The following is an 18,623-nucleotide window of genomic DNA, read 5'->3' on the forward strand; positions in this document are numbered from 1 at the left end:
GTGTTCAGGTCGTTTGGGCCAGCGTAATACTGCGTGCTGACACAACATAACAACTTGGGGGAGGCTATTCGGATGTATTCCGTATTCGGTCTTAGTCATGATGCAAGTCTGCTGCTCTACGCACTGATATCCATTCTTGGATTGATTCTGTTAATTGCCAAATTTAAAATGAATCCATTTGTTGCCCTAATCGTGGGCGCTGTCTTTATGGGATTGATCTCGGGTATGCCGTTCACGGATATCGTGAAGTCTTATCAAGAAGGTGTTGCAAGCGTTCTCGGATTCATCGCGATTGTTCTGGGACTTGGAACGATGCTCGGGAAACTCATGGCCGAGTCTGGTGGGGCCGAACGAATAGCCCAGACACTCGTTCGTGTCTTCGGTGAGAAGAATGTACACTGGGCGATGATGGTTGTTGCACTGATCTGTGGTATTCCGGTATTTATCCAGGTTGGGATCGTGCTACTCTTCCCGCTGGTATTTGTTATTGCGAAGCATACAGGGACGTCGCTGATCAAAATCGGACTTTCACTTGTCGCGGGTCTTGCCGTGGTACACAGTCTGATTCCGCCTCATCCGGCGGCGATGCTCGCGGTAGGAATCTTCAATGCCGATGTTGGTAAAACAATATTCCTGGCTCTGATTGTATCCCTTCCAGCCGCAGCAATTGCAGGTCCGCTCTATGGAACATGGATTTCCAAGCGGATCAAAGTCGAGACTTCAAGTGAGCTAATGGAACAGTTCACTGAGACCAAAGATCGGGAACTGCCTGGTTTCGGCATCACCCTCTTTACGATCTTGCTTCCGGTGATTCTGATGTTGCTCGCTACGATTGTGGATCTGATTTTACCAGAGACAAACGGATTCCGTCAGGTCGTTGATTTCATCGGTAGTCCGATTATTGCACTGCTGCTCGCTCTGCTCTTTTCCTTTTATTCTTTTGGATATGCACGTGGTTTCAGCAAACAGCAGATATTGAAATATACAAATGATTGCTTGGGCCCAGTTGCTTCCATTATCTTGCTGATCGGTGCAGGAGGCGGATTCAACCGTATCCTGACAGACAGCGGTGTAGGTGACGCGATAGCGGGTTTTGCCCAAAGTGCGCATCTGTCGCCACTCGTGCTGGCCTTTGTTATTGCCGGATTGATTCGTGCGGCGGTAGGTTCAGCTACGGTGGCTATGACAACAGCGGCGGGCATTGTGGCTCCAATCGCTATGACGATGCCGGGGGTAAGTCCGGAGTTGCTGGTGCTCGCAACGGGAGCAGGTTCGATTATTTTGTCCCATGTGAATGATTCTGGATTCTGGATTGTCAAAGAGTATTTGAATCTGTCTGTGCCGCAGACACTTAAGACATGGACGGTCATGGAGACCATTCTCGGATTTGCCGCCTTTGGCATGGTGTTATTGTTGAGTGTCTTTATCTAACAAGGAAAAAAACCATAAAGCCTATAAACCTAAAAACACGCCGCTAGGGCGTGTTTTTTTGTTATGTTTACTGCTTACGGGCCATCATGATTAAGATGGAGTGATTGTGGTCTTTCCAGACTTCTTTGTACGAAAACGCTGCTCGTAGATCTCGTTTACCCGCTTTAAAACAGCAGGGCCTTGCTCTGTGAAACGAAGCTCTGTCGCTTTATTTTTAACCAGGAACGCACCGGATTCGTGTCTGGCTGGGGATAAGGCCGCATTGTAGAGCAACGAAGCGCCATGGCTTGGATGAGGAAAGAACCATTTCATGATAGGTTTGATATAGAAGGGCAGGCCGGATGTTTTGTTGCCCCTTAGCGTATTATTTCCACCGGGATCTACGCTTAGTAATTGCATGCCATCCGCATTGGGAGACTTGGCAACCTCGCGTGTCCATAGGGATAAGCCGAGCTTCGAGGTGGCATAAGGACCAAACAGCTTTTTGAATTCGGCTGGACGTTCCAGGATGTTCATATCAAATTGTCTGATCATATTGAACGAGGTGGTGGAAGTATTAATAACTGTTTTCATCTGTCCTTTGAGCAATAGCTCAACTAATTCCATGTAGATGATGTAAGGGACTACCGTCTGAAGTTCAAAGTGCAGTTCATGCCCCTGATCAGAGAAACGAAGTTCGGCAGCGCTGCCTCCGGCATTGTTAAACAAGACATCGATCGAATTGGTATCGGATTTAATCTGATCGAGTGCAGTTCTAAGACTGTCGTAGTTGGTCAGATTAGCCTGAACCCAACGGAGCTGGCCTGTACGTAAGGCGTTCTCAATATCGGTATCCTCGGATGGGAAAGCAGAACGGTTGAGACCGATTACCTGCCATCCTTCAGCCAGTAACTTGCGTGTCAGTTCAAGACCAATTCCTGACGTTGACCCTGTGATGAGAGCTGTGCGAAGTTGATTTTGTATATTCATATATACCTCCAGAAGAATGGGATTACAGAACGAATCTGTATGCTGCGCTCATTCTATAACTTGGAGTCGACTCCAAGTCAAGGGGTGTTGGGATTGAACGGATCATGCTTGACTTGGAGTCAGCTCCAAGTTGTAATATGGAGAGAAATGAATGTGGAGGAGGCCCATATGATGAGTGAGAATGAAGTGTTCTCCATTAAAGAAACGTCAGAACAGGCCGGATTATCAGAAGATACAATTCGTTATTATGAGAAGATTGGGCTGCTTCCCCGAGCGGAACGCAAGGCCAATCGCCATCGGGTATATCGCTCGGAGGATATCCATACGATGAAGTTGATCACTTGCCTGAAAAAAACAGGAATGTCTCTGGAGGAAATGAAGCCTTATTTACAAATGTCCATGGATTCCGATCTCGCCGATTTCCCGGATGAACGGGAGATGCTGGTGAATCACCGGAAGAAAGTTGAAGCACAGATTGCTTCGCTACAACAAGTCGTTGATTTTATCGACGAGAAGTTGGAGAAACGAAGTATGTATCCTGATGAATGTCCTATTGCCGGGGAGAACCAGATGTCTGTTTTTGAAAAACAGAACCTATTCTCTTGATGGCGCTGCTGCCTATTTAAATCTGAAAACCCACGTCATGATGACGCGGGTCTTTTTGCTGTTTCTAGTATTTAATATCGAGTGTATGACGAAGTCGTTTGATATTGCTTTTGGGAGGGAGACCATACATGCGGGCATACTCCCGGCTGAATTGAGACGGACTTTCATAGCCAACCTGGAACGCAGCGTCGGAGATATCCGTGTAACCCTTGTATCACCGGGCGTGACGGAATCGGAACTCGCGGATACGATTTCTGATGAAGAAGCACGTGATCTCATGAAAGAGTATCGGCGCATATCGATTCCTGCCTCGGCGATTGCGCAAAGTATCTTGTATGCCATTAGCCAGCCGGCAGAGGTGGACGTAAATGAGATTGTAGTGAGACCGACAGCAAGCATGGCTTAAGTTCGGATCCTCTTTTGGTATATAATAGATTCAATTGATACGAAAAGAGGAATAGTGCAGTGACATTACAACAACTAAAATATGTGATCGAAGTTGCCACGCGCGGTTCCATGAATGAAGCAGCCAAAAGGTTGTTTATCTCGCAACCCAGCCTTTCGAATGCCATTCGGGATCTGGAGCAGGAGTTGCGAATTACTATTTTTGAACGTACCAATAAGGGAATATCTCTGTCTAAAGAAGGCGTTGAGTTTCTGAGTTATGCACGTCAGGTGGTAGAACAAGCTGAATTGCTGGAGAATCGTTATCTGAACGCCAAGCCATCCCCGCAGCACTTCTCTGTATCGACGCAGCATTATGCGTTTGCAGTGAATGCCTTTGTTCGTCTGGTACAGCAGTATGGTCAGGATGAATACGAGTTGGCGCTTCGGGAGACAAAGACCTACGAGATTATTCAGGACGTGAAAAGCCTGCGCAGTGAAATTGGCATCCTGTATTTGAATGAGTTCAATGCCAAGGTGATTAACAAATTGTTAAAAGATGCGGGATTGGTTTTCACGAGTTTGTTCACAGCCAAGCCCCATATCTTTATCAGTGTGAAGAACCCGCTGGCGAAGCAGGAGTCGGTTGCAATCGAGCAACTGCAGGATTATCCGTACTTGTCATTTGATCAGGGAGAGTATAATTCCTTTCACTTTTCCGAAGAGATCCTGAGTACGTTATCTCACCCCAAAAGCATACAGGTCAATGACCGCGCAACATTGTTTAACCTGTTGATTGGTCTGAATGGTTATACGATTTCTACAGGTGTACTTAGCGCTGATCTGAACGGAGACGAGATCATTCCTGTACCGCTGGAATGTGAGGAATCCATTAATGTAGGGTGGATAAGCCACAAGAGCACTTCTCTCTCTAATCTGGGTGTAGCATATGTCCAGGCTCTGCATGAGGCCATAGGGTCTTAGAAATGTTAAATGGTTCATCAAAAGGCCGTTTCCGAATGAGTCGGAACGGTTTTTTGTTGTACTATGATCTTTAAAGTATAGGGTGGTATGTTGTCATCCCGTGTAATAGAATGAAGGTATATGTCGAATGTGTGCAAGAGATCGAAGGGAGAACGGTTAGTGAGAGTTCTGTATCGGAATAAAAGTGAACAGCATGAGCTGACGGTATATGATACCAAAAAGCTTTATGGAGAGAAGGGCCAGTTTCGTGTATTAGAATTCTCCAATGCAGCTGTGCAGGGAGCCATGGATCTGGATGAGCCTAACCGGATGGTGTTGGAGTATCCGAGAGCGATGGTGCATCTAATGGAACGGAATGATCCTGAGTTTGATACCGTATTTGTGGTGGGACATGGTATTGGCACATTGCCAACCTACTTGTCTGATCGTCAGGTAAAGGTGGCTGAGCTTGACGCAGAGGTCGTGGAGTTGAGCCAGACCTTTTTTGGCTATGAGGGAAGCCCTGTGCTCATTGGGGATGGTCGTGAATTATTAGGCCAGGAATCCGCTGCGACATATGATTATATTATTATTGATGCCTTTACGGCAACGGGTACACCGGAGCAGTTTATATCCAGTGATTTTTTTGCCATGGTCAAGGACAAGCTGGACTCGGACGGAGCTGTCATCCTTAATGTGTTTGGGCGTGCGGGCAACGATCGGCTTGTCAATGCGATCTATACGACACTTCAGGCACAGTTTGCCTATTCACGTGCATTCGCATTACCTACAGAAACAGCGGATGAAGTTCAGAATCGCATTTTAATGGGTAGTCATCACCCGATCGAATTTCAGGTTCGTCAGATGGCAGGGTTTGTTGAACAAGAGCCAGAAGAAGGATATATCATTGTCGATTAGGGCGATCCTGAACAGTGATTCTTCCAGGGAAAGTAAAATGTCATTAAATCGTCAATCTTACGATGTAATTGTTAAGATTTCTCAGTCTCTTTATTTGATCTTAACAACTTTCGTATAAGATAGAAGGAATATGCTTTTTCATGAAAATCCGGGGGAAGTAAACGATGATTGCACAGATCAAGAGATCTAGAAGATTACGAAGAAAAATAAAAAACATCAAGAAGATCAGCCTCACGGCTTTACTCGGCGGGTTGGTCACTATTTCAGTTATAATGACATTGACCCTCATGGTCATCTCATCTTATACATCTCAGAAACAGTCACTCATTGATAACACCCTGTCCCTAAACTATGCAAGCGCTGTGCAAATGAGCCAAACGCTGGATTCGCTTTTTTATTCCATGCAGGAGAGCTTGAAATATGCAGCCACATATTTCACGGATATGGATCACTCTAATACAAAAGAGTTGAATTCCACATTGGATTTGGTTCGCAATAGCAGTAATTTTTTCAATTCCGTTTCTTTGGTAGATAAAGCGGGAGTAGTTAGGTCTACCTCACCTTACTCACAGGCTAGCGTAGGCCACCATGTTAGTTCCAATGCTGCAAAAGAAGCGGTTAGCTTGAGGACTTCGTATATCTCCGAAGCGTACCAGACACCCAGAACCAAACGCAGAATTGTATTTGTCAGTGAACCGATCTTTGATTCGGCAGGGGATTACCAAGGAACGATTGGTGGAAATATCTTTTTACAGGAAAATAATATATTGAGTCTGTCTTTTGGCAGTCAGCTCAAAACAAGTAATGGGTCCTACTTTTTTATTGTGGATAAGAAGGGCACTTTGTTATTTCACCCAAACACCAACCGAATTGGTGAAAATGTCAGTAAAAATGAAGTGGTGCAAAAGCTGCTAGTAAACAAGAACGGTAAAGAACAATACAAAAACCTGGCAGGTGTGGATTCGCTTGCAGGTTATTACAAAGTTCCATCAACAGGTTGGGGCGTCGTAATCGTGTCTCCAACCCAAACGGTGTACGATCAGTTGAATCATCATATCCGTATGTTGTTGCTGTACACCTCAGTGCCTTTCCTGATCCTGACCCTTATTGTGGTTCGGGTTGCACGCAAGCTGGCCAGTCCTTTTGCTATGCTGGCTGATTTGGTGAATCAGGTCGATAAGGGACAAGTAGAACTGCCTGTGATGAAACCTCACTGGAATAGAGAGGCAGACCTTCTAACAAGAGCAGTTGTTGGCGCATTAGCGAACTTTAGGAAACAGACAAACCAGCTTGTCTATGATGCCAGAACAGATGTTTTAACAGGCATGAACAATCGCAGAACCTTCGAAGAAGTCATTCAGGAATGGATTCAGGATGAGGCGCCATTCTCCATTATTGTTCTGGATATCGACCGCTTCAAGTCCATTAATGATACATTCGGGCATCATGCTGGGGATGAAGTATTAAAACACATTGCCAATATCATTCAATTGTCTGTTCGACCAGAAGATGTATGCGCCAGGTTTGGTGGAGAGGAATTTGTAGTCTTGTTAAGAAATTCCGAGTCTAACGTCGCTTTTGAGATTGCTGAACGTATCCGAATAACGGTCGAAGAAAGCATATTGCCTATAGATCGTTCCGTCACCATCTCGGCTGGAATTGCTGAATATCCCAAGCACTCCACAACATCCACAGAACTGTTTCACCTGGCGGATAATGCATTGTATCAAGCGAAGGAAGAGGGACGTAACCGTACGGTTACGATCCAATCGGTTATTAAATAAGCAAGCAAAGAAGCTGTTCCCTAAAACTAGGGACAGCTTCTTTTGTGTACTATACCTCTTGTGAGGATCTGGCCAGAACCTCATTTGTATACGTTTCTCCCCAATCTCGCATGCTGAAGATAATCGGCCGTAACGTTTCACCAAATGGTGTGAGGGAATACTCCACTTTAGGTGGGATCTGGGGGTATATTTCACGATGAACAATTCCGCTACTTTCCAACTCTCGAAGTTGCAGGGTGAGCATACGCTGGGTAATGTCAGGAAACAATTTTCGGATCTCGTTAAATCTCAAAGGACCAGAGAATAAATGATACAAAATGGCACCTTTCCATTTGCCTCCGATCACACTGAGGGTAACTTCCACGGAACAGCCGTAGGGCGCGGGACATAGCTTGGTTGCGTCCTTTTTCATTATAAGTACACCTCCACTTTACGGTGATTTTCTATAGTATCTATTTGGGTGGTTATATTACATAACGTACGTATAGTTCATGAAAGAGCATATCACTTATGATGCAGATTATAAACCCTAACTCTAGCCGAAGGCAGATGTGCTGATGTCTAGAATATAAAAAAGAGCCCGGGTTTCAGGCTCTTCGCTGGATGTATAAAATATGATGATGAGCGTATATACGCTACTTCAGTGACGATAGAATGGAGTCACATAGAGCCATCGTTGCAATATTATCCTTGGCGCTGGAATGTGGGACAGTCTGATTCTGGCAACACGCGATGAAGTGCACCATTTCACCAACAAACCCGCGTAGATAAAGGTCACGATAAGCTCCTGACATGGGAGATCCGGAAGGTGTATATACAGTATCTTGTTCCTCGAGAGATTTCCAGGGAAGGCTGGTCGAACTTCGGGATTGATGAACAGTAAGTGTGTTGATCTCTTCAGCTGACGCAAATCCGTTGTCAAAGGTGACGAGTACACTTTCACTTTCCCGTGACCAAGCACTCATGCCGGTAAAATAAGCGCTGCCTACTACGTTATTCTCAAATACAAGGGAAATGCTTTGATTAATGTGTTCCCCATCCTTCACGGTTGTGCCTGTAACTCGTATTACTTCTCCGAATAAGTAACGCATCAGATCGACCATATGAATGGCAGCGAGCTTTATGAACTGTTCCTCATCCTTGCAAAATGGGGTACTGTCTACAGCGAATTTCATCTGGAATGAACGTACCTTACCTAGCGAACCACTATCAATTAGCTCCTTCAGCTTCATGTATATGGGGGCATAACGTTTCATAAAACCAACCATGACAACGACGCCAGCCTGCTCGGCAGCTTCTGCTACAGTGGCGGCTTCCGCTGCGTTCCATCCGAGCGGCTTATCCACGTATACATTCTTGCCAGCCCCAATGCATTCGAGAACAAGAGCGGTCTGATCTACAGGCTGGGCGACCACAACGACACCGTCACAAGTTTCCTGCTGTAACATAAGCTGAGCGTTATCATACGCTTGTCCGTTGCTGCCAAATCGCAGCAGAGCTGCTTCAGAGCGTTCCATACTGCGTGTGGCAATGGCCTGGATCTGCGCTCCGGCTTCAACAACAGAAGGGTAAATATTCGTGGATGCATGAAGCCCTGCACCGATAAAGCACAGATGGGTTGTTTTCAAGGTGGATCTCTCCTTCATTTTTGCATTCGTATGGATGGTATATTTGTTGATTAATGCTACGATAGGGTGTTTGAAGTTGAGAAAAAAGGACATATGTCCTATTCTTGAATGAGTAAAAAAAGAAGTTGCATTTTTATTTTGGAGCATGTATACTCTGAATTACGGTAAAACAAGGAATTGTTTCACCGGAACGCTTTTCATCGATGGATGAGGAGATACATATTATGCGGTCGTGGCGGAATTGGCAGACGCGCACGGTTCAGGTCCGTGTGGGCTAACCCCCGTGGAGGTTCGAGTCCTCTCGACCGCATCTAACAAAAAAAGGTTCGTGAGTTGCTCTAGGGCAATTCACGAACCTTTTTTTATTTTGTGGATCATTCGTGTGAAGCCTACATTTTGCTACCAGCATGCTAATGCTAATGTTGCCGCTGGCGCAGAATGACTGCCGTGATGATCCCGGCAATGGCTCCTGCAATACCAAATAGCGTTACACTGGCAACCACTTCAACCGACTGGAGACGAAACAAAAAAGCGATACCGCTGCCAAAAGTGGTTCCAGCGAGAAATCCGAGCGAAATTCCTAATTCTTTCGTTAATTTCATTGCTTCACCTACTTGGAAATGTGAGATATGGATTTGCAAATATTGGGTACAGGCAGTAAAGTGTGATCAGGAAAATCATCACATTTTATTTCCTTTTTTATCTTGTGGTTTTAACCCGTTAATTATGCATGATATCTCATATGGGAGGGTAAGAGCGAATGAATATGAACGAACGAATTGCAGCATGGAATGAGGAAGCACAGCAGTGTGCTTGCGGTCATCAACACCGAGTGGTGGATATGCTGATACATCTGGAAGCTGGGGCCATTCAGAGGTTACCGGGTTATTTGTCTGAGCAAGGATATCGTCAGGTGACGGTTGTTTATGATCGACATACGTTTCGGGCCGCCGGATCTGATGTGCTGAGTAGTATTCGCGAAGCGGGAATGCATGTGGATGAGATCGCTCTTCCGGAGAATCGCACGGGGGATATCATTGCGGATGAAGCAGCTATTGTGCAGGTTATGTTGGGTGTGAGACTCGAAAGTCAGGCTGTAATTGCGGTGGGTTCAGGTACCATTCATGATCTGGTGAGATTTGTTTGTTCCAAAATGAATAAGCCCTTTCTGTCGATACCGACAGCGGTTTCAGTAGATGGCTTTACCTCTGCGGGTGCACCCTTAATTGTAAGCGGAATCAAACAGACATTTCAGGCTGTTCCGCCTGAAGCCATTTTTGCCGATATGAATATCCTGGAGCAAGCTCCCCAAGTGATGACGGCTGCCGGATTCGGAGATATGCTTGGCAAATATACTTCCCTTGCAGATTGGATTGTTTCTCGTGATCTGGGCGGGGAACCGTTCTGTCCGGTTGCTTATCGGATGACAGAAGAAGCGCTGAATACCTGCATAGATCATGTACAAGCGATTGCGGAGGGGCGAGCAGAGGGAGTAGCTGTATTAATGGACGCACTAATTGTTTCCGGTATCTCCATGCTGATCATTGACCATTCCCGTCCGGCATCCGGAGGTGAGCATCATCTGTCCCATATTTTGGAGATGGATCTGATGCAAGCGGGAGAAAGGCCGGTTCTGCATGGTGCCAAAGTTGGCGTAGCTTGTGCATTGCTTACGGTGAAATATAAAGAACTTGCACAGACATCGGGTGAACCGGTGTTTGGGATATATGACCAATTGCCGGAGGCTACTCAGCTCATCGCATGGTTGGAACAAGTAGGTGGACCTGTGACTACTGAGCAACTTGGTGTAACCCCGGAGATGGTGGAACATGCATTCAACACAGCGCATACGCTTCGTCCTCGATATACCGGATTGAGATATATCAATGAAGTGTTAAACACGAGTTTAGGATGACCTTTTAGAGAGAATGATCATGATGAAATGCATTAACTTCACTTGTAGCGGGCTGTGATGGCTCTCCTTGGGAGCAAAAGACGAAAAAGGGTAGGTTATCTGACATTTCTGCTGGAATAGCCAGAACAGTGCTTCAAGTCCGAGAGAGAAGGCATGCATTTATTTTAAAAAAGGCTCTGGCCTCCCTATGGGGAGATCAGAGCCTTTTGGCTGTTCGCTTATTTAGTTGTTGCGACGATCTTTCAAGATGACATCTGCGAACAAAATAGTTTTCGGGATACGGAAAAATTGCTCCGCTTGTTCCTGAAATGCAGCAGAAGGCAGTGTTCCCTGATGCAGCCATTTGCGGAAAGTGCCGGGATGAACCCCGATCCAGTGGCTGACATCTGTCACCGACAGATCATGGACCATACACAAGCCTGTCAAAATACGGTTACTAACCGGAGAACGGGTCACCGTACGCTTCATGAAGCGAGATGACTCGGGTTGACATATGACAGGGCTATTACGCACAACTTCTTCATTGAAGAGAATATGACGCGGGTAGCCGAGTAATTGGCAAGTCTTGTCCAAATTGGTACTGCCGGGTATCCGTCCTTCATATACCCACGCACTGACACTGCGTGAAGAGATGGAGAGGTCTTCAGCAAGCTGGGACAACTTGATATCATTGGCCATCAGCACGGCAAGAAGAACACGATTGCGGATTTGACAGCGTGTCGGTTTTCGGAATCGTTTAACACGGACGCCTTTTCCCAAGTATTTACGGTTGATCAGAGACCACGCCTGGATGGAATGTTGTTCTGGTTGATTAGGCATATTTCCTCCGATTTTTTTTAACCAAATACTACAATAAACAACGGGGTACTTTCAAGTGCCGGGATTACCGGTTACAAATGCGTCAATGCGTCAATTCACGATAAAGAGGGAACTACGAACTAGACCATGCGCAATTCACATCCTAGTATATTCCTAGATTACAATGTTTCACTAAAAATGAGGGGAGAAATTGGACAGGAATAAAAATAATATAGTTCCAATTACTTATTACTAGGTCTAAAGAACTTTTATCTGTTTTTTGTTGATATGATGCGGTTTATTTCCCTGAATTCCCCAAAAGCATGTGATTTTCGTTCCACTGTTGCGAAGAGGATGTGCACAAATCTGAAATGATAAATCCGCATGTTCAGCATGACATGTGACCTGTCAAATCTCTTACTTTTACATATATTGTATGATACTCAAGTGTAAAGGAGAGGTGAGGAACGTGCATCTATCTGTGAATACCTTTGCTGTCATCTCGGGAGCATTTGTTACGTTTGCTTTTGGCGGATGGGATCAATTGCTGAGCCTGCTCGCGGTCGCGATGGCTGTGGATTATATAACAGGTTTGGCAGCGGCGGTAAGAACAGGTACCGGCTTGAATAGCAACATTGGATTCTGGGGGATTGCTCGCAAAGGGCTCATGCTGACGGTTGTTTTGCTTGCTCATCGAATTGATCTGATCATGGGAACCGATTTTATCAAAGGCGGAGCTATTTATTTCTATCTGGTGAATGAACTCATTTCGATTACCGAGAATTATGCCAAAATCGGTCTTCCATTGCCTGCAAAGCTCAGACAGGCCATTGCAGTGTTGAAGAAACAGGAGGATCAGGAATATCTGACGAATCGTGAATGGTCCAAACCGCAGCAAACCCCGGACGACATCAAGCAGCAGGCTGAAACAGGACAAACTTTGCAGGATGACTCCGCGAAACAGACGGAGGATGGATCGCAAAAGAAATCCGAATCGAAAGGAAACGGTTCGGATTAGTTTTTCTTAATCAAGAGAACGTTTCCAGGTATCCTTTCGTAATAGAGAACGTTATGATATATTTTGGATACATGAAAATTCATTCATTTCTACTATTATATTAAACGAGGTGTTTGCCCAGATGATAAAACATATTGTCCTGTTCAAAATGAAAGATCGCTCAGCAGAAAGTATTGAAGCTGCAGCCCAGGTGCTTCGCAATCTGGAAGGTAAAATTGATGTCCTGGTTTCACTTGAAATCGGGATTGATGTGCTTCGCTCGGAGAGATCGTTCGACATCTCACTCACAGCGGAGTTTGCGTCACTGGAGGATCTCCAGGCGTATCAGGTACACCCGCTTCATCAGGAAGTTATCAAGTACATGAACGAAGTCAGAGAACAGTCAATTGCAGTGGACTACGAAATCTGATCTTTCATTCAAACTACGTTGAGATAAAGGGGACTCTGCATGAGCGATTTAAGAGACGTTATGGAATTTCTATATATTTTTGTTGTGTTTCTAATCGCTTGTCCTGTGATGATATTCTGGCTTAAGCGAAGAGGGAAACGGAACCGATAACTCACTGAACGGGAAGTGAACGAATGTATTATGTGAACAGAGAACAGATTGCCCGCCGGCTTGCTGCTGTACCGGAAGTAGCTGAAGGGCTTCGCGGGGCAGCAGAAGCTTGGGATGGCAGTCTCATGCTGGGTATGGTACAGGAACGTTGTCTTCACCTGGCGATCGAGATTGTTACCGATGTGGGAAGTTATCTGATAGACGGCTTCATCATGAGAGATGCAAGCAGCTATGATGATATTATTCAGATTAATTATGAAGAAAAGGTTTTTGATAATCCGACCTATGAGACATTGCGTCAGCTTGTCACGTTACGCAAGCCACTGGTGCAGGATTATTACACTTGGGAGCGGTCTGAGCTCCATCCACTTAGCGTAGAGTTGCCGAGTATACTTGAACATTTTACTACTCAGGTTAGCGCCTACGTGGAAAAAGAACTTGGTCCTTTCAATACGGCACAAGCCGAGGGACAGCGTAAGGAATGAGGGAAATCGCATGACAAATGAATCAAAAGAATTCAATGAAGTAAATACTGAAAGTAACGAAACAAATGAAACACCTTCCGGATTCCATCCGGTGTATATGGTTGAACTTTTGTTCCGGGAACGTCCAGAGGTGGATCGCCTGCGTTTGCAGGAAGCTATGATCCGTCATACAGGACAAGTCCGACTGGATGTGAAACAAGAGAGCGGAGGGCAAAAGCATGAGATGCTTGTCTTCTATCATCTGGACCACAAGGTATCCTTCCAGGAAGGGGATATCCCTGCTCAGACTTGCATGCTTCCTGTGAATGAAATCGCAGATCGTGCTCGCTTTGGCGGTGCTCTGCAACAAGCATGGCATTGGCCGGATGCAGGACAAGCTGTGGAAGCTGCGCGTTACTCCATTCGGATACATGATATGTTCACGGCTGCGATGCCTCGTAAACAGCGCCTGGAGCTGTTTCAGAAGACTGTACTGGCAATCATGGAGAGTGTGACCTGTGATGCGCTGTATTGGTATGGCAGTGATAAGCTGGTTGAACCGGAAGCATATACGCAAGCTCAGGAACGTGAGGAACATCTGTATGCAGCCATGAACGTTCGAATGTATCAAGCCGGAGGTACAGAGGAACAGCGCGGGTTGGTCATGGATACCGTGGGATTATCTGCGCTGGGTGTACCTGATGTCCAGTGTCACTTCGTCGGTCTTGATCCGGATACGGTGGCTCAGACCTTACTGGGTGCAGCGTATTACATATTTGATCAGGGGGATGTTCTGCAAGATGGACAGACGCTGGGTTCTTCAGGTGGACGTCGCTGGCGTTGTGAACATCAGGCAGCATTGATTGCACCTGGACGATATGTGATTGATTTGGACCCGGGGGATGAGCATGCCGCGGCTGATCTCGAGCCGGCTCGTCAGAACTGAGTTTAAGCCAAGTCATTTGCATCCATTCAAAAAGGGCGTTCAGATTATTTTTAACATCTGGAGTGTCAAGTCAAGCCTGTGCTGCTTATAATGCATCAACAGAGTAGGCATTCGCCCGGATGGCTGAGCGACAGACCGTTGCTTCTAGTCCGGTACTTAAACAATAGTAAAGGGAGAGATGTGACGTGAAGGATTCTAACAAAAGTTTGTTGTGGGGAGCTCTTATTGGCTCCGTGGTTGGTTCAGTAACGGCATTATTGCTGGCACCAAAATCGGGACGTGAACTTCGTCAGGATATTACAGAAGGTGCTCGTCAGGTATCGGAGAAAGGTCAGGAACTGGCTGGTATCGTGGGAGAACAAAGTTCGCAGATCGTATCCAAAGTTAAAGAGACCGCAGATGTTGTGATTCAGGATATTCAATCCTGGCGTAATTGCGCTGAAGGGAAAGAAATTCGCATCTCGGCAGCCATTGTGGATAACGATATCGATAAAATAGTGGATGAACCGGGAATTGACATCGTAGCGAAGCTTCCTGCGGATGAGTCCAAGGACGACAACTAAGCAAAGCTTGATAAGCAGGCTTTCCTCTAATTAGAGGAGAGCCTGCTTTGTTGCGTGTCCACACATAGATGACGTAGCACGTGGATTTAATTTGAACCCTGCGATGAAATCGGGTAAGATGTAGGTACCTTTTTGCCGGAATGTTCATACGGTAGGAAGAAAGCTCTGAGAAACAATCGTTTTGAGAACCAATTCAATGAAGAAGGAAGCGGTGTGTTCGTGCAGCAAGCAATCGCTATATTAGACTCCGGTGTGGGGGGATTGACCGTCGCCAAGGAAGTGATGCGTCAGCTCCCGCGGGAAAAGATCATTTATTTTGGGGATACTGCCCGGACACCGTACGGACCCCGTTCGTCCGAACAAGTAAAACAATTTACGGAACAAATCGTTGATTTCTTGATCCAATTCGATCCGAAGGTTATCGTTATCGCCTGTAACACAGCAACAGCAGCCGCGTTGGAGTATATCCGTGGCAAGGTGAATATGCCTGTCATTGGTGTTATACATCCGGGTGCGCGGGCCGCAATCACAGCGACACGTACAGGACGTATTGGTGTGATTGGTACCACGGGTACAATAGGTAGTGGGGCTTATACATCGGCACTCAAGCAGTTGTCCCCCTATATTGATGTGGTCAGTCAGGCTTGTCCGGCGCTGGTGCCGTTGGTGGAACAAGGTGAATTTCGTTCCGAGCACACGACACATACGGTGGAACAATCATTGGGCGAGATCAAACAACAGCCAATCGATTGTCTTATTCTGGGTTGTACGCATTATCCCTTTCTCATGGACACAATTCAGGAAGTTATGGGACAGGAAGTGAAGTTAATCAGTTCAGCAGATGAAACGGCACGTGAAATCAGTACGATTTTATATGATAAACGAAAGCTGGCCAGTGGGGATGAGACTCCGGTGCATCAATTTTTCTGCACGGGTGACCCGAGAATGTTCCAGAATATCACCCGTCGATGGTTGGGGGAGCAGATCTCCAAGACTCCTGTTGTCTGGCAAGTTACGCAATTATCATAGTTATACTCAAATTATGCATGAATAAGACTTTTAATTAATGTAATTTGGTTGTGGACTATCCCGGAACTGTGAAGTTCCGGGATTTTTTGTCGTCATTATGCATTAACCGAAGATAAACATGATTCTTGTCACATGACGGACAACCTGACCTGCATACATATGTTACAGACACGAAATTGGTCAGAACTGGACAGGAGACCTGTCTTTTCCTGTGGAAAGGAGAACAACATGGATCTGCAGTGGATTATCGTTCAGCGGGGAGATACATTGCCGCGAATTGCGTCAGCACACCATATGACCAAAGAGTTACTTGCTGCACTAAACCCGGAAGTGGCTTCCCAGCCATACTTGCTGGCAGGTCAGATGCTGCGAATTGTCCCCGGGACAGGTCGCAGATACGCTGCACCACCTGGAGAAAGTGTAGGGGAAATTGCAGAGAGATTTGGTCTGGACGAAGAGGTGTTGCGCCAGGCCAATCCCGAAATCACCAATATAACCGACTGGGTTGGTCGCTGTATTCATATTCCGGCTTCGAATGGAAAAACTATTGTAAAGATTCAGGGAGAGTATGGTTATCGAGAATTAATCAGGGATATAGACAAGCTGGAGAATCAATACCCGTTTATTGAAACGGGGTCCATTGGAACAAGTGTCATGGGCAAGTCGCTGCCTTATTTGCGTATTGGGCAAGGGTCGAGACATATCCATGTTAATGCTTCCGTTCATGCGAATGAGTGGTTGACAACAGCAGTTCTGATGAAGTTTATCGAAGAGTATGCCGAGGCGTATAGTTCGCATAGGACATGGCATCAATACCAGACAGAACGCTGGATGCAAGAGACGACACTCTGGGCCGTGCCGATGGTTAATCCGGACGGGGTCGAACTGGTTCAGGAAGGTGTGGTCAATCAGCATCCACATGCACAGCAGTTGTTGGCCTGGAATGCCGACAGATCACATTTCACCCATTGGAAGGCCAACATCAGAGGGGTGGATCTGAATGATCAATTTCCAGCCCATTGGGATGAAGAGGCAGCGAGAAGAGGTATGACCTCACCTGGCCCCAGGGATTATGCGGGGACAGCGCCATTGACAGAACCGGAGGCACAGGCGCTTGCGCAGTGGACGCGGCAACACACATTTGATACGGTTGTATCCCTGCATAGTCAGGGACAGGAGATCTATTGGAACTACCGTGATCTGGAACCCAGAGAGAGTGGACCGCTGTCGCGTAGACTCGCCAAAGCTTCCGGTTACAAGGCGGTGAAGCTCGGTGGCAGTGATGCCGGATACAAGGACTGGTTTATTCAAGATTTCGGTAGACCGGGCTTCACGGTAGAAGTTGGATTGGGTGTTAATCCGCTTCCCGTAGAACAGTTTGATGATATTTGTATAGAAGTGGGAATGTTGCTGGCTGAACTGTTATCCAATGGACAATAAGGCAAGACCCCGAATTACGAAGGTGTGAAACTTAACAGTAGATCATTCGTATAACAGGAACGGACGCTATGAGCGACGTTCCGTTTTTATTATTTTTTATAATGGCATGTTACGTCATTCGTTCTGAATGGTTTTCGAACGGGTAATGATGGATGTGCCGTTTCGGCGACATATATAATTATACGGAGGGATTCAAATGAAGTGGAGAAGACTACTGTCGTTCAAACGATGGACACAAGTTTTCAAAAGGCTCCCCCGGCTGCTCCGGGCTCCGCAGATTCCTTTGGGAGAAAAGCTGTTGTTTATTATTCCAGCGCTGTTGTACTGGGTACTTCCTGACGTAATGCCGTTTATGCCCATCGATGATATCGGGGTCACTTTGATTCTGATGAACTGGTTTGTAAGCCGGGCAGAACGTAAATATCCTGTGCTTCAGGAGGGGGCACCTTCTTAATTTGCGGCCCAATGGATCATATTGACATTGAATTCGCATCAATGTTATTGCGAAGAGCGGTAACTTTCTTTACAATAGATGCTGTAGTTTAAGAATGCTGAAATTGTTGAAACCTGCAATTACAATATAGGAGATGAAGAGAATGAACTGCAAAATTACGCGTAATGCTGCTAAAGTATTGAAGCTTGAATTGGACAAGCCGGAGAACGAAGGAAAAAAACTGCGCGTTGTCATCACCCATGCACATGGTGACCATGCTCACTACGGCCTGGATATCGACACACCAAAAGAAAATGATACAGTTGTATCTACCGATAAAGAGATTGATGTCATTCTCGCGAATGATCAGCCTTTGTTAAACGGTGTTAAAATTGACTACCTCTACTTCCCGGAAGAGGGATTTGTTATTACGAATCCGTCCCAGGGTAATCACGGCGACCACTAAGGGCGCGAAGAAGGGGAACTCATGGCTAACGATATCCGCGTATGCGAAAAGTGTAATCATGTCCGACTGAAATCGATTGTGCCCAAGTTGCAGAAAATGGCTCCAGACACGGAGATCAAGATTGGGTGCAAATCCTATTGCGGTCCTTGCGCGAAACGTGCGTTTGTCTTTATCAACGGTCGGTACATCAGTGCGCCGACAGAAGAAGAAGTGCTCGTCAAAGTCGCAAAGTTCGTGAAGTAATAGGATGTAACAAGGTGAGTGGAGAAAACTGTCCGCACATCAGAAAGGAGGGGCTGCGTGCCTCTC

20 protein-coding genes, 1 tRNA gene and 3 pseudogenes are annotated in these 18,623 nt (G+C 46.1%); 18 read left to right on the forward strand and 6 right to left on the reverse strand.

All coding sequences use genetic code 11. The features are described from left to right. The first annotated feature begins 72 nt into the window (after positions 1-72). Positions 73-1,431: a GntP family permease gene (locus tag MHI55_RS10715; RefSeq protein WP_036609749.1), complete on the forward strand. Its 1,359-nt coding sequence runs from the start codon at positions 73-75 to the stop codon at positions 1,429-1,431. Positions 1,432-1,521: 90 nt separating this feature from the next. Here the strand turns inward: MHI55_RS10715 and MHI55_RS10720 are convergent, their stop codons facing one another. Continuing rightward, positions 1,522-2,400 carry an SDR family NAD(P)-dependent oxidoreductase gene (locus tag MHI55_RS10720; RefSeq protein WP_340389946.1) on the reverse strand — a complete coding sequence of 293 codons (879 nt, stop codon included), beginning with the start codon at positions 2,398-2,400 and terminating at the stop codon, positions 1,522-1,524. A 171-nt stretch (positions 2,401-2,571) separates the two neighbouring features. On the opposite strand from MHI55_RS10720, the gene MHI55_RS10725 reads away from it, so the two are divergent. Then, positions 2,572-3,006, forward strand: coding sequence for a MerR family transcriptional regulator (locus tag MHI55_RS10725; RefSeq protein WP_340390588.1), 435 nt, complete (start codon positions 2,572-2,574; stop codon positions 3,004-3,006). 64 nt (positions 3,007-3,070) lie between these two features. Here the strand turns inward: MHI55_RS10725 and MHI55_RS10730 are convergent. Further along, positions 3,071-3,208, reverse strand: a pseudogene (locus MHI55_RS10730) (AraC family transcriptional regulator); the annotation flags it as partial. Here MHI55_RS10730 and MHI55_RS10735 point away from each other — a divergent pair. The 4 genes and pseudogenes from MHI55_RS10735 to MHI55_RS10750 all read left to right on the forward strand — a co-directional run. Then, positions 3,194-3,412: pseudogene (locus MHI55_RS10735) on the forward strand (oxidoreductase); the annotation flags it as partial. The pseudogenes MHI55_RS10730 and MHI55_RS10735 overlap by 15 nt on opposite strands. A 59-nt stretch (positions 3,413-3,471) precedes the next feature. After that, complete coding sequence (locus MHI55_RS10740; protein WP_017689438.1) at positions 3,472-4,374, forward strand: LysR family transcriptional regulator; 903 nt, start codon at positions 3,472-3,474, stop codon at positions 4,372-4,374. Positions 4,375-4,533: 159 nt separating this feature from the next. Then, positions 4,534-5,271, forward strand: coding sequence for a fused MFS/spermidine synthase (locus tag MHI55_RS10745; protein WP_340389948.1), 738 nt, complete (start codon positions 4,534-4,536; stop codon positions 5,269-5,271). A gap of 272 nt (positions 5,272-5,543) precedes the next feature. Further along, positions 5,544-7,055: a sensor domain-containing diguanylate cyclase gene (locus MHI55_RS10750; protein ID WP_340389950.1), complete on the forward strand. Its 1,512-nt coding sequence runs from the start codon at positions 5,544-5,546 to the stop codon at positions 7,053-7,055. 49 nt (positions 7,056-7,104) lie between these two features. Here MHI55_RS10750 and MHI55_RS10755 read toward each other — a convergent pair whose 3' ends face one another. Beyond that, positions 7,105-7,467, reverse strand: a complete 363-nt coding sequence (locus MHI55_RS10755; protein ID WP_036609739.1) for a helix-turn-helix domain-containing protein — start codon at positions 7,465-7,467, stop codon at positions 7,105-7,107. A gap of 223 nt (positions 7,468-7,690) precedes the next feature. After that, complete coding sequence (locus MHI55_RS10760) at positions 7,691-8,683, reverse strand: Gfo/Idh/MocA family oxidoreductase (protein ID WP_340389952.1); 993 nt, start codon at positions 8,681-8,683, stop codon at positions 7,691-7,693. Between the two features lie 226 nt (positions 8,684-8,909). On the opposite strand from MHI55_RS10760, the gene MHI55_RS10765 reads away from it, so the two are divergent. After that, positions 8,910-8,993: transfer RNA gene (locus tag MHI55_RS10765), tRNA-Leu, on the forward strand. A 106-nt stretch (positions 8,994-9,099) separates the two neighbouring features. On the opposite strand, the gene MHI55_RS10770 is transcribed toward MHI55_RS10765, so the two are convergent. Continuing rightward, on the reverse strand, positions 9,100-9,285 hold the full coding sequence (locus MHI55_RS10770) for a hypothetical protein (protein WP_036609735.1): 186 nt from the start codon (positions 9,283-9,285) through the stop codon (positions 9,100-9,102). 158 nt (positions 9,286-9,443) lie between these two features. On the opposite strand from MHI55_RS10770, the gene MHI55_RS10775 reads away from it, so the two are divergent. Next, positions 9,444-10,598 carry a sn-glycerol-1-phosphate dehydrogenase gene (locus MHI55_RS10775; RefSeq protein WP_340389954.1) on the forward strand — a complete coding sequence of 385 codons (1,155 nt, stop codon included), beginning with the start codon at positions 9,444-9,446 and terminating at the stop codon, positions 10,596-10,598. A 222-nt stretch (positions 10,599-10,820) separates the two neighbouring features. Here MHI55_RS10775 and MHI55_RS10780 read toward each other — a convergent pair whose 3' ends face one another. Continuing rightward, entirely contained in the window at positions 10,821-11,417 is a 597-nt protein-coding gene (locus tag MHI55_RS10780; RefSeq protein ID WP_017689431.1) for a helix-turn-helix transcriptional regulator, read from the reverse strand. A 448-nt stretch (positions 11,418-11,865) separates the two neighbouring features. On the opposite strand from MHI55_RS10780, the pseudogene MHI55_RS10785 reads away from it, so the two are divergent. From MHI55_RS10785 to MHI55_RS10830, 10 genes and pseudogenes are all read left to right on the forward strand, one after another. Continuing rightward, positions 11,866-12,249 (forward strand): annotated as a pseudogene (locus MHI55_RS10785) (phage holin family protein); the annotation flags it as partial. Positions 12,250-12,535: 286 nt separating this feature from the next. Continuing rightward, positions 12,536-12,823, forward strand: coding sequence for a Dabb family protein (locus MHI55_RS10790; RefSeq protein ID WP_017689429.1), 288 nt, complete (start codon positions 12,536-12,538; stop codon positions 12,821-12,823). Positions 12,824-12,996: 173 nt separating this feature from the next. Beyond that, positions 12,997-13,458: a HepT-like ribonuclease domain-containing protein gene (locus tag MHI55_RS10795; RefSeq protein WP_340389957.1), complete on the forward strand. Its 462-nt coding sequence runs from the start codon at positions 12,997-12,999 to the stop codon at positions 13,456-13,458. 10 nt (positions 13,459-13,468) lie between these two features. Continuing rightward, a complete protein-coding gene (locus MHI55_RS10800; RefSeq protein ID WP_076249925.1) occupies positions 13,469-14,383 on the forward strand; it encodes a DUF4261 domain-containing protein in 915 nt (304 codons plus the stop codon). Positions 14,384-14,568: 185 nt separating this feature from the next. Continuing rightward, entirely contained in the window at positions 14,569-14,946 is a 378-nt protein-coding gene (locus MHI55_RS10805; RefSeq protein WP_340389959.1) for a YtxH domain-containing protein, read from the forward strand. A 219-nt stretch (positions 14,947-15,165) separates the two neighbouring features. Continuing rightward, positions 15,166-15,975 carry a glutamate racemase gene (gene racE, locus MHI55_RS10810; protein ID WP_076249991.1) on the forward strand — a complete coding sequence of 270 codons (810 nt, stop codon included), beginning with the start codon at positions 15,166-15,168 and terminating at the stop codon, positions 15,973-15,975. Positions 15,976-16,209: 234 nt separating this feature from the next. Beyond that, positions 16,210-17,415 carry a M14 family metallopeptidase gene (locus tag MHI55_RS10815; protein ID WP_340390589.1) on the forward strand — a complete coding sequence of 402 codons (1,206 nt, stop codon included), beginning with the start codon at positions 16,210-16,212 and terminating at the stop codon, positions 17,413-17,415. Between the two features lie 196 nt (positions 17,416-17,611). Further along, entirely contained in the window at positions 17,612-17,869 is a 258-nt protein-coding gene (locus tag MHI55_RS10820; RefSeq protein ID WP_017689423.1) for a hypothetical protein, read from the forward strand. A 142-nt stretch (positions 17,870-18,011) separates the two neighbouring features. Further along, positions 18,012-18,314 (forward strand): heme biosynthesis protein HemY, encoded by a 303-nt coding sequence (locus MHI55_RS10825; RefSeq protein ID WP_036609727.1) that lies wholly within the window; start codon positions 18,012-18,014, stop codon positions 18,312-18,314. Between the two features lie 21 nt (positions 18,315-18,335). Further along, complete coding sequence (locus tag MHI55_RS10830) at positions 18,336-18,557, forward strand: DUF1450 domain-containing protein (RefSeq protein ID WP_091032287.1); 222 nt, start codon at positions 18,336-18,338, stop codon at positions 18,555-18,557. The last annotated feature ends 66 nt before the right edge of the window (positions 18,558-18,623 follow it).

The sequence above is a fragment of the Paenibacillus sp. FSL E2-0151 genome (genome assembly GCF_037993015.1).
In the GTDB taxonomy this organism is placed as follows: Bacteria; Bacillota; Bacilli; order Paenibacillales; family Paenibacillaceae; genus Paenibacillus; species Paenibacillus amylolyticus.